The sequence below is a fragment of the Clostridium sp. ETTB3 genome, assembly GCF_053571985.1.
Genome location: NZ_CP199832.1, coordinates 964,517 through 976,577, shown reverse-complemented (window position 1 = coordinate 976,577; position 12,061 = coordinate 964,517). Strand labels below are relative to the sequence as shown.

The 12,061-nt window shown below is 28.2% G+C and carries 8 protein-coding genes; 3 read left to right on the top strand and 5 right to left on the bottom strand.

Annotated features, from left to right (window positions below):
* Positions 1 to 11: 11 nt before the first annotated feature.
* From ACUN06_RS04785 to ACUN06_RS04775, 3 genes are read right to left on the bottom strand one after another with little or no spacing between them, the layout of a single operon-like run.
* Positions 12 to 767: an iron ABC transporter ATP-binding protein gene (locus ACUN06_RS04785; protein ID WP_291731289.1), complete on the bottom strand. Its 756-nt coding sequence runs from the start codon at positions 765 to 767 to the stop codon at positions 12 to 14.
* Positions 764 to 1,720, bottom strand: a complete 957-nt coding sequence (locus tag ACUN06_RS04780) for an iron chelate uptake ABC transporter family permease subunit (protein ID WP_449390157.1) — start codon at positions 1,718 to 1,720, stop codon at positions 764 to 766. Before ACUN06_RS04780 ends, ACUN06_RS04785 begins: the two co-directional genes overlap by 4 nt.
* Positions 1,710 to 2,663, bottom strand: coding sequence for an ABC transporter permease (locus ACUN06_RS04775; RefSeq protein WP_291731292.1), 954 nt, complete (start codon positions 2,661 to 2,663; stop codon positions 1,710 to 1,712). Before ACUN06_RS04775 ends, ACUN06_RS04780 begins: the two co-directional genes overlap by 11 nt.
* Before the next feature lie 471 nt (positions 2,664 to 3,134).
* On the opposite strand from ACUN06_RS04775, the gene pflB reads away from it, so the two are divergent.
* On the top strand, positions 3,135 to 5,366 hold the full coding sequence (gene pflB, locus ACUN06_RS04770) for a formate C-acetyltransferase (protein WP_291731311.1): 2,232 nt from the start codon (positions 3,135 to 3,137) through the stop codon (positions 5,364 to 5,366).
* A 35-nt stretch (positions 5,367 to 5,401) separates the two neighbouring features.
* Here the strand turns inward: pflB and ACUN06_RS04765 are convergent, their stop codons facing one another.
* Entirely contained in the window at positions 5,402 to 6,253 is an 852-nt protein-coding gene (locus tag ACUN06_RS04765; RefSeq protein ID WP_449390156.1) for a metallophosphoesterase, read from the bottom strand.
* 132 nt (positions 6,254 to 6,385) lie between these two features.
* Positions 6,386 to 9,925, bottom strand: a complete 3,540-nt coding sequence (gene nifJ, locus ACUN06_RS04760) for a pyruvate:ferredoxin (flavodoxin) oxidoreductase (RefSeq protein ID WP_449390155.1) — start codon at positions 9,923 to 9,925, stop codon at positions 6,386 to 6,388.
* Positions 9,926 to 10,274: 349 nt separating this feature from the next.
* On the opposite strand from nifJ, the gene ACUN06_RS04755 reads away from it, so the two are divergent.
* Complete coding sequence (locus ACUN06_RS04755) at positions 10,275 to 10,643, top strand: winged helix-turn-helix transcriptional regulator (protein ID WP_291731298.1); 369 nt, start codon at positions 10,275 to 10,277, stop codon at positions 10,641 to 10,643.
* 183 nt (positions 10,644 to 10,826) lie between these two features.
* Entirely contained in the window at positions 10,827 to 12,038 is a 1,212-nt protein-coding gene (locus tag ACUN06_RS04750; RefSeq protein WP_291731300.1) for an FprA family A-type flavoprotein, read from the top strand.
* The last annotated feature ends 23 nt before the right edge of the window (positions 12,039 to 12,061 follow it).

Genomic DNA, 12,061 nt, shown 5'->3' with positions numbered 1-12,061 from the left:
AAAATCTTTCTTTAAAAATATACACAAATATTTCTATTATTTATATTTTCTATATGGAAATCTATTTCATATATACTTTCTAATTCTTCCTTTTGTATAGTTTCTTCAGTTACACCATTTTTCACAAGTTTACCATCTTTTAAAGCAACTATATAATCCGAATAACAAGAAGCAAAGTTAATATCATGTATTACTATTACAACTGTTTTATTTAATTCATCACAAAGTTTTCTTAAAGTCTTCATAATTTCTACTGAATGTTTCATATCTAAATTATTTAAGGGTTCATCTAAAAATATATAATCACTATTTTGAGCTATTACCATTGCAATATATGCTCTTTGTCTTTGCCCTCCACTTAATTCATCTAAATATCTATCTTCAAATTCCTTAAGCTGCATATAATCAATAGCTTCATCTATATACTTATAATCTTCTTCTTTTAAATTTCCTTGTGAATGTGGAAATCTACCAAAGCTAACAAGCTCTCTAATCGTTAGCCTTATATTAATATTATTTGATTGCCTTAATATTGCTATCTTTTTTGCTAACTCTTTATTATCCCAATCTAATATATCTTTTCCATCTAGTAAGACTTCTCCAGAATCTCTTTTTAAAAGTCTACTCATTATAGAAAGAAGAGTACTTTTACCAGCTCCATTTGGTCCAATGAAAGAAGTTATTTTACCTTCTTGAATATTTAAAGATACATTATCTACTACCTTTTTATTTCCATATGATTTAGTTATATTTTTTACTTCTATCATCTGCTTCTCTCCTTCATTACTAAATAAATAAAATAAATTCCTCCAACAAAATTAATTATTATACTTACTGAAACACCAAAATTCATTAATTGCTCAACAACTAATTGACCTCCTATTAATGAAACAATACTAATTAATATTGTAGCTACTCCTAATATGCTATGTTTATAACTAGATATTACTTGTCTTGCTATATTTACTACAAGTAGCCCTAAAAAAGTTATTGGTCCAACTAATGCTGTTGCTACTGATGTTAATATTACTACTATTATAAGCATTTTTTTAACTATTTTGTCATAATCTATTCCAAGATTGATTGCAGCATCTCTACCTAATGACATTACATCTAATATCTTTAAATAATCATAAGCATATCCAATACAAAGTATTATTACTATACTTGATATAAATAATAAATCAGTATTTATATTATTAAAGCTAGCTTGCATTTTATCTTGAACCATTTGAAACTCAACTGGATCTATAAGAACTTGCATAAATGTAGTTAAACTTTCAAATAATGTTCCACATACAACACCAACTAATAACAATGTAAAAATATTTTTACTTCCATTTTTAAATATAAACTTATAAAGAATACTTGAAAATAAAAGCATTGATATTATTGTAATAATAAAATTTATATTTCCATTACTTATTATTGCTGAAGATGATCCAAGTAAAAATACAACCGTAGTTTGTAATAATACATATAAAGAATCAATTCCCAAAATACTTGGAGTTAAAATTCTATTATTAGTAACTGTTTGAAATATTAGTGATGAAAATCCTATTGCCGTTCCTGTTAATATCATTGCATATATTTTAGGAATCCTTCTATATAAAGCATATCTAAAATTAACACTATTTACTCCAATAAACAAAAATCCACTTATTAATATTAAAGCTACTATAGCTAAAATTATTATATTTCTTTTATCTCTAGCCTTCATTTTTACTCCCCCTTATTATCATATAAAGGAAAATTATGCTTCCTATAACTCCAACAGTTAAACTTATTGACATTTCAAATGGGAAAATTATGAATCTTCCTAAAATATCACAAGCTAATAAAAATATTGGTCCTAATAAGGCTGTGTGATATAAAGTTTTTTTTAAGTTATCTCCACTATATAAACTAATTATATTAGGAATAATAAGCCCTAAAAATGGTATATTTCCAACAGTTATTATTGTAACAGCACAAATTAATGAAACTATTGCTAATCCTACATTAACTACAAAGTTATAATTTACACCTAAATTAATTGCAAAATCTTCCCCCATTCCAACAATGGTAAATTTATTTGCATATAAAAATGCTATTATAACCATTGGTATACTTAAATATAGAAGTTCATAACTTCCCTTCATAATTAAAGACATATCTCCTTCCATCCATGAAGATATATTTTGAACTAAATCATATTTATAAGCAAAAAATGTTGTTATAGACCCGATTATTTTACCTAACATCATTCCTATTAATGGAACAAAAATAATATTTTTAATTTTTATTGCTTTTATCATTTTCATAAATAAAATAGTTCCTAACCCTGCAAAAATAAATGATATAATCATTTTTTGCATAATAGTAGCACCAGGAATTATCATTATACAAAACAATATACCCAACTTTGCAAAATCTGCTGTTGCAGCTGTAGTTGGTGATACAAACTTATTTTTACTTATTTGTTGCATTATTAATCCGCTAATACTAAGTCCCACTCCAGCAACTATTATTGCTATTAATCTTGGCAACCTACTTATTAACAGTATTTGTATTTTATCAATATTAAAAGATAATATATCATTAACACTAATATTAGTTACACCTACAAATAAAGAAATAATACTTAGTATTATCAATATAATAAATAAATATCTTTTTTTCATTTGCTTTCCCCCTATGTATATATATCAATGATAATACTTCTCTCTTTCAATTGATACCTATTATCATTTTCATTGTTATAATACTATTATTTTAACCTTATGTCTATATTTTTTTTTTATTATTTTTATTAAATTATATATTTTTCCTACTTTAAATTGTTAATTTTTTAACTATACCCCTTATATATTGCTCTTTTTTTACATTTTTTTAATTATTCATTTAAATTTCTTCAATATATATTATTTTCCCCTACTTATTCCCTTTGATTATAACTTAATACTGTGATATTATAAATTACATAGTATTATATTTAATTTTATATTGTTTTTTAATTTTATATTGTTTTTTAATTTATATATTGAAATATAAAAAATTTAATGATATAGTTTAAATATGGTATTATTAAATAATAATTATTATCAAATGATTATTATTAGATGTTTTAAGAAAATAAGAAAAGAGGCGCTATGATGAGAGAAGAATGGAATGATTTCAAAACAGGTTCATGGACAAAAAGTATTGATGTAAGAAACTTTATCCAAACTAACTACACTCCATATGAAGGTGATTCTAGCTTCTTAGCAGGAGCTACTGAAGCAACAAACAAACTTTGGGCTGAAGTTAGTGATTTATTCAAAAAAGAAAGAGAAAACGGTGGGGTTTTAGATGTAGATACAGAAACTATATCTGGAATTAATGAATATAACCCTGGTTATATTGATCAAGCTTTTGAAAAAATCGTAGGTGTACAAACTGATGCTCCTTTAAAAAGAGCTGTAATGCCTTATGGTGGAATTAGAATGGCTGAAAATGCTGCAAAAGCTTATGGATATGAAGTAAGCCCTAAAATTTCTGAAATATTCACTAAATATAGAAAAACTCACAACCAAGGTGTTTTCGATGCTTATACTACAGAAATGAGATTAGCTAGAAAATCAGGTGTTATCACTGGTCTTCCAGATGCATACGGTAGAGGAAGAATTATAGGTGACTACAGAAGAGTTGCTCTATACGGAGTTGATAGATTAATAGAAGATAAAAATTCTCAAAAATTAAGCTTAGAAGTTAAAACTATAGATGAAGATGTAATCAGATTAAGAGAAGAAATTTCTGATCAAATCTTAGCTTTAAATGAATTAAAAGGTTTAGCTGCTAGTTATGGATTTGATATATCTAAGCCAGCTACAAATGCTAAAGAAGCTATTCAATGGTTATACTTTGGATTCTTAGGCGCTATAAAAGATCAAAATGGTGCTGCTATGTCTTTAGGTAGAACTTCTACATTCTTAGATATCTATATTGAAAGAGATTTAAGAAATGGTGTTATAACTGAAGAAGAAGCTCAAGAATTAATGGACCACTTCGTAATGAAGTTAAGATTAGTTAAATTCTTAAGAACTCCAGAATACAATGATTTATTCTCTGGAGATCCTACTTGGGTTACTGAATCAATCGCTGGTATGGGATTAGATGGAAGAACTTTAGTTACTAAGAACTCATTCAGAGTACTTAACACATTATATACTTTAGGGCCATCACCAGAACCAAACTTAACTGTTTTATGGTCAACTAGATTACCTCAAGGATTTAAAGATTTCTGTTCTAAGGTTTCTATTGATACATCTTCAGTTCAATACGAAAATGATGATTTAATGGCTCCATACTGGGGAGATGATTATGCTATCGCTTGTTGTGTATCAGCAATGAGAGTTGGTAAGCAAATGCAATTCTTCGGTGCTAGAGTTAACTTAGCTAAGACTTTACTTTACGCTATAAACGGTGGTAAAGATGAAAAGTACGGAATGCAAGTTGGACCTAAGACTGCTCCATTAACTGGTGAATACTTAGATTACAACGAAGTAATGGAAAGATTTGATATTATGACTGATTGGTTAGCTAACCTTTATGTTAATACATTAAATGTTATCCACTACATGCACGATAAATATTCTTATGAAAAATTACAAATGGCTTTACATGATAGAGATGTATTTAGAACTATGGCTTGTGGTATAGCTGGGTTATCAGTTTGTGCTGACTCTATTTCTGCAATTAAATATGCAAAAGTTAAGCCAATAAGAAATGAAGATGGTGTTGCTATCGACTTCGAAATTGAAGGTGACTTCCCTAAATACGGAAATGACGATGACAGAGTTGACGAAATTGCTGCTTGGTTAGTTGAAAGCATGATGAATAAGATAAGACAAAACAAGACTTACAGAAATGCTTACCACACTCAATCAGTATTAACAATAACTTCAAATGTTGTTTACGGTAAGAAGACTGGTACTACTCCATGTGGAAGAAAAGCTGGAGAACCATTTGCACCAGGAGCTAATCCAATGCACGGAAGAGATTCTAGCGGATCATTAGCATCATTAAACTCAGTTGCTAAGATTCCTTATGAACATTCACAAGATGGTGTTTCTAACACATTCTCAATTGTTCCAGATGCATTAGGAAAAACACCAGAAAACAGAATTCATAACTTAGGTACTATGATGGATGGATACTTCTCTCAAGGTGCTCAACACTTAAACGTAAATGTATTTAATAGAGAAACTTTATTAGATGCTATGGATCACCCAGAAGAATACCCACAATTAACTATCAGAGTTTCTGGATATGCTGTTAACTTCATCAAATTAACAAGAGAACAACAATTAGATGTTATAAACAGAACATTCCATAAATCAATGTAATAAAAAAGAGGATTCATTTGAATCCTCTTTTTCTATTATATTATCTTTTCATTATATATATCTACAACTATAACCTCTGGTCTATTAAATAATCTTAATGGAAATCCACTATTCCCTAATCCTCTACTTATTATAAGCTTATTTTTTTCTCCATGAATACCCCTATAATACTTAGGTAAAATTCCTTGTCCTGGTGCAAATAAACCACCTATAAAAGGTAATATAAACTGTCCTCCATGAGCATGCCCTGAAAACATAATATTAAAATTATATTTATTGTAAGATTCTTCTCCTATTGCCGCAAAATTTCCCGGATAATGGGATAAAATAATTTTTATTCCATTTTTACTCTCTAACTCATTAAATAATAAGTTAGATTTATTATAAAAATATCTACTATTTGCCTTCTCATAAAATGATTCACCTTCATCTATCCTATTTTCAACAAGGCCTAATATAAATATCTTATTATTATTTATATTTATTTCTTTAATTTTATTATCTAATACAATTACTTCATTTAAATTAATTTTATATAATATCTCATTTATCTTCTCAGTTCTCATCTCGTTATTTCCAGGAATATATACTAAATAAACCTCTTTATTTAACTCTGCTAAAAAATTTATTATTTCATCCATTTTTCTTAAATTTGAATCTATCATATCACCAGTTGTAACAACTATATTAGGTTTTTGTTTTAATATAATATTTTTTAATCTCTTATTATCTTTACCAAATTCTTTACTATGTAAATCAGAAAGATGTACAATCCTTATTTTATTATTTACATTAGCACTTATCTTAAATTTTGTTATATCAAAAACATTATTTTCATAATAACAAAACATTATTATAAGAAATATTAATATTATTATTACTTCCATGTCTTTCCTCCTTACCATAATTAAATATAAATATTATACATCATCTTATAAAACTATTGTATTAATAAAATGTAAATAACTAAAAAGAGAGTGAAACTACTGATATTTCACTCTCTTTTTAAATTTATAATATTATTCTTGTTCTGCTAATTTCTTTAATTCAGCATATTTTCTTCTAGCATGCTCTTCTGTCATTTGGAATAATTCTTCCGCTTGTTCAGGATATTGCTTAGCAATTGCTGAATATCTTACTTGATCCATAATAAAGTCTCTAAAACTTCCTTGTGGTTCTTTAGAATCTAAATTAAATGGATTTTTACCTTGCTCTTTTAATTGTGGATTGAATCTATATAAATGCCAATATCCAGCTTTAACTGCTTCATCCATGTTTCTTATAGAGAATCCCATTCCTTTCTTTAATCCATGGCTAATACAAGTTGAATATGCAATAATAATTGATGGTCCATTATGTGCTTCTGCTTCAAGCATTGCCTTAACTACTTGGTTCTTATCTGCCCCAATAGCTACTTGCGCAACATAAACATTACCATAAGACATCATCATTCTTCCTAAATCCTTCTTATTTGTTTTCTTACCTGATGCTGCTAATTTAGCCATTGCTGCTGCAGGAGTTGATTTAGAAGATTGACCTCCAGTATTAGAATAAATTTCTGTATCAAATACTAATACATTTACGTCTTGTCCAGATGCTAATACATGATCTAATCCACCATATCCGATGTCATAAGCCCATCCATCTCCTCCAAGAATCCATTGAGATCTCTTAACTAAGAAGTCAGCTCTTTCTCTAATTTCTTCAATTAGAACTTTAACTTCTTCATTTTCAATATTGTTTTCTGCAAGTATTGCTTCAACTTCTCTTGAAGAAACCTTTGAAAGTTCTCCATTATCTTTATTTTCTAACCAATTTTTGAATACTTCTTTATATTCTTCAGCAATATCCATAGATATTAAGATTTCCATATTTGCAGCTATTTTCTTTCTCATTTGATCAGCTGCTAAGAACATACCATATCCAAATTCAGCATTATCTTCAAATAATGAGTTAGCCCAAGCTGGCCCTTTACCTTCATGGTTCTTAGTATATGGTGTTGAAGGTGCTGAACCTCCCCATATTGATGAACATCCAGTTGCATTAGCAATCATCATTCTATCACCAAATAATTGAGTTGCTAATTTAATATATGGAGTTTCTCCACAACCTGCACATGCTCCTGAGAATTCCATAAGTGGTTGTTTAAATTGGCTATCCTTAACTGTCTTGCCTGCAGTTAAATGTTCTTTATTTGATACTTCTTTTGATACTGAGAAATCCCAATTTGCTACTTCTGTTTCTACTTGTGTTCCAAGTGGCTTCATTTCTAATGCCTTACCTGGTGCTGGACAAATATCAACACAGTTATTACATCCAGTACAATCTAATGTACTAACTTGAATTCTATAGTTTAATCCAGCTAATGTTTTACCAGTAGCTTTCTTAGTTTCAAATCCAACTGGTGCCTTTGCTAATTCTTCATCAGTTACTAAAACTGGTCTAATACATGCATGTGGACAAACAAATGCACATTGGTTACATTGAATACATTTTGCCATATTCCATTCTGGAACATCTGTTGCAACACCTCTTTTTTCATATGCTGCAGTTCCTGCTGGGAATGTACCATCTTCTAATCCATTAAATGCACTTACAGGTAACTTATCACCTTCTAAAGAATTCATTGGATTCATTATATTTTTAACGAAATCTGTTACCTTTTTAGTTTCTACTTTTGCTTCTTCAGTTGCAGTTTTCCAACTTTCTGGTACATTTATTTTAACTAATGAATTCATACCTGCTTCAACAGCTTCGTAATTCATATTAACAACTTTGTCACCTTTTTTACCATAAGCCTTCTTAATTGAAGCCTTTAAGTATTCAGTTGCTTCTTCTTGTGGTATAATTTCTGCTAATTTAAAGAATGCAGATTGCATTATCATGTTAATTCTTCTACCTAATCCAATTTCAGATGCTATCTTAGTTGCATTAACAGTATAGAAGTTTATTTCATTTTCAGCTATATATCTCTTCATTTTAGCTGGTAATTTTCTTTCAATTTCTTCTTCGTTCCAAATAGTATTTAATACGAAGTTTCCACCTTTTTTAAGCCCTTTTAATAAATCATATTGATTTACGTAAGCTTGTACGTGACACGCTATATAATCAGCTTCATCAATAAGGTAAGTTGATCTTATTGGTGTATCTCCAAATCTTAAGTGAGACATAGTAACTCCACCAGATTTCTTTGAATCATATGCAAAGTAAGCTTGTACATATTTATCTGTATTTTCACCTATAATTTTAATTGCTTGCTTATTAGCACCAACTGTACCATCTGAGCCTAATCCCCAGAACTTACATCTAACTGTTCCTGGTGTAACTATTCTTAATTCATCTTCTACTGGAATTGAAGTGAAAGTAACATCATCTTCTATACCAACTGTAAAGAAGTTCTTAGAATCATCTTTCTTTAAGTTATCAAATATAGCTTTAATATCTGAAGGAGTAACATCCTTAGAAGCTAATCCATAACGTCCACCAACAATCTTAGGTGCATTTTCTTTTCCATAGAATGCAGAACATACATCTAAGTATAATGGTTCACCATTACATCCTGGTTCTTTAGTTCTATCAATTACACAAATCTTTTCTACTGATTGTGGTATAACCTTTAATAAATGCTCTACTGAGAATGGTCTGAATAAATGAACTTTAACTAATCCATACTTTTCTCCTCTAGCATTTAATTCATCTATAGTTTCTTCTATAGCTTCAGTAACTGAACCCATAGCAACAATTATTTCTTTTGCATCTTCTGCTCCATAATAATTAAATAATCCATAGCTTCTTCCTGTTTTTTCTTCTATCTTAGCCATATATTCTTCAACTATTGGAATTATATTATTGTAGAATATATTTGAAGCTTCTCTAGTTTGGAAGTAAATATCTGAGTTTTGAGCAGTTCCTCTTGTAACTGGATTATTTGGAGTTAATGCTCTACTTCTAAATTCCTTTAACGCTTCTCTATCTATCATTTCTGCATAATCTTCGTAATCTAAAACTTCTACCTTTTGTATTTCATGTGATGTTCTAAATCCATCAAAGAAGTTTACAAAAGGTAATCTTCCTTTTATAGCTGCAAGATGAGATACTGGAGCTAAGTCAGCAACTTCTTGTACTGAACCTGCAGCAAGCATTACACAACCAGTCATTCTTGCTGCCATAACATCTTGATGATCTCCAAATATTGATAATGCTTGAGATGCTATTGCTCTAGCACTTACATGAAATACACCTGGTAATAATTCTCCTGCTACCTTGTACATATTTGGTAACATTAATAATAAACCTTGAGATGCTGTAAAAGTGGTTGTTAATGCACCAGCTTGTAGTGAACCATGGAATGTACCAGCAGCGCCTGCCTCTGATTGCATTTCTACAACATTAACTGTTTGTCCGAAAATATTTTTCTTCCCTTGAGCAGACCATTCATCAACAACTTCTGCCATTGTAGTAGATGGTGTTATTGGGAATATTGCAGCTACATCTGTAAAAGCATATGCTACATGAGCAGCAGCTGTATTACCATCAATAGTCATCATTTTCTTTGCCATGATAATATACCTTCTTTCATTTTTCTAATAGAAATTTGCAATAATTGCAACTTAATATTTATCATAATGTATTTAAAATATTTCTAAGCATTCTTATTAATAACAATAATTAATAATCTAAAATACTATTTTAATATTTCCTTTAAAATTTTTAAAATAAACATTAAATTTATATTATTTAATAACTTTTTACTTATTCTTTCATTCATAATATTACTATTTTCAGTTTTTTTCTACAAGTAGGCACTTTTTTTATATATAGTATCAAAAAAGATACTAAGTATATAGTTTTATATCTATATTTATGATATTATTTTTATACTTAATATATATAGGAGGGATACCCTTAATGAATGAAAAAACACTTATATTTCATAATGATTGTCGTTTAAACAATCGATGTGCAAAATATAAAACTTGCCCTATTATTCTTGTACATAAATTATTATCAGGCAAATGGAAAATATTAATTCTTTGGTATTTAAGTAATGAAACATTAAGATTTAGCGAATTAAAAAAGAAACTTCCTGATACAACACAAAAAATGCTTACTAATCAATTAAGAAGTTTAGAAGAGGATAACCTTATATTTAGAAAAGTATATCCTGTTGTTCCCCCTAAAGTTGAATATGGACTTACTGATATGGGAAAAAATCTAATACCTCTTCTTGAATCAATGTATTCATTTGGAGTTGAATATTTAAATGAAAAAATTTAAAATAAAAATAAGATGTTTACAACCTAATGTAAGCATCTTATTTTTTTATAATAAATACAAAATCACTTAAAAAGCATAATTTAATTATTCCATTTATTTATTGACAACAATTACTGTTAGATTATAATTATTACTATAAGCGTAAAAAGCATTTAAGAAAATTAATAAAAAGGAGATATTTACATGTCTAATACATTCAAAATAACTGAAGATTTATTTTGGGTTGGAGCACTTGATCCAAACTTAAAAATTTTTGACATTATAATGGAAACTAAATTTGGTACATCTTATAACTCTTACTTATTAAGAGGTTCTGAAGGTATTGCATTATTTGAAACTGTAAAAGAAAAATTTTTTGATGAACATTTAGAAAAAATTCGTTCTGTTATAAATTTAGAAGATATAAATTATGTTGTTGTAAATCATACTGAACCTGATCATGCTGGATCGGTTGAGAAAATTTTAGAATATGCTCCTAATGCAACAGTTGTTGGAAGCAATTTAGCAATTAAATACTTAACTGAAATTATTAATAAACCATTTAAAAACAAAGTAGTAAAAGACGGAGAAACATTATCTTTAGGTAATAAAACTTTAAAATTTATTAGTGCTCCTCAATTACATTGGCCTGATACAATGTACACATATGTAATTGAAGATGAAACATTAATTACTTGTGATTCTTTTGGTGCTCATTATTGTGATGAACGTGTTTTAAAAAGTGCAATTGAAGATAGCAAAGAAGATGACTATATAGAAGCTTATAATTATTACTTTAGAATGATAATGGGTCCATTTAAACCATTTGTTTTAAAGGCATTAGATAAAATAAAAGATTTAGATTTAAAATTTATTTGCCCTGGTCACGGCTTAGTACTAGATAATAATAATATAGAAAAATATATGAACTTATATAAAGAATGGTGCCAATCAGTAAAAAGAAAAAAACAAAGTATAGTAATACCTTACGTTAGTGCATATGGATACACTGAGGAAATTGCACAAGAAATAAAAAAAGGAATTGAATCTTCAAATTTTGATGTAGACATTTTAATGTATAATTTAGTTACTGCTGATATGAATGAAGTTTTATCTGAAATAAATCAATGTAGTGGTTTATTATTAGGTTCTCCTACATTATTATCAGATACATTACCTCAAATTTGGACTATTTTAACTTCATTAAATCCTGTTATTCATAAAGGATTATCAGCAAGTTGCTTTGGATCATATGGTTGGAGTGGAGAAGCTCTTAAAAATATTAATGAAAGATATAAGCAATTAAAACTAAATGTTGTTTCTGAACCATTAGGAATAATCTTTAAACCTAGTGAAAACAACTTAAAAGATGCTTATAATTTTGGTTTAGATTTTGCAAAAAAAGTTTTAAAATAAATAAAAAAATAAACAATAGGTAG

Coding starts and splice junctions, on each gene's coding strand:
- ACUN06_RS04785 (WP_291731289.1), bottom strand. CDS start 767: ATGATAGAAGTAAAAAATATAACTAAATCATATGGAAATAAAAAGGTA.
- ACUN06_RS04775 (WP_291731292.1), bottom strand. CDS start 2,663: ATGAAAAAAAGATATTTATTTATTATATTGATAATACTAAGTATTATT.
- ACUN06_RS04750 (WP_291731300.1), top strand. CDS start 10,827: ATGTCTAATACATTCAAAATAACTGAAGATTTATTTTGGGTTGGAGCA.
- ACUN06_RS04780 (WP_449390157.1), bottom strand. CDS start 1,720: ATGAAGGCTAGAGATAAAAGAAATATAATAATTTTAGCTATAGTAGCT.
- ACUN06_RS04765 (WP_449390156.1), bottom strand. CDS start 6,253: ATGGAAGTAATAATAATATTAATATTTCTTATAATAATGTTTTGTTAT.
- ACUN06_RS04755 (WP_291731298.1), top strand. CDS start 10,275: ATGAATGAAAAAACACTTATATTTCATAATGATTGTCGTTTAAACAAT.
- nifJ (WP_449390155.1), bottom strand. CDS start 9,925: ATGGCAAAGAAAATGATGACTATTGATGGTAATACAGCTGCTGCTCAT.
- pflB (WP_291731311.1), top strand. CDS start 3,135: ATGAGAGAAGAATGGAATGATTTCAAAACAGGTTCATGGACAAAAAGT.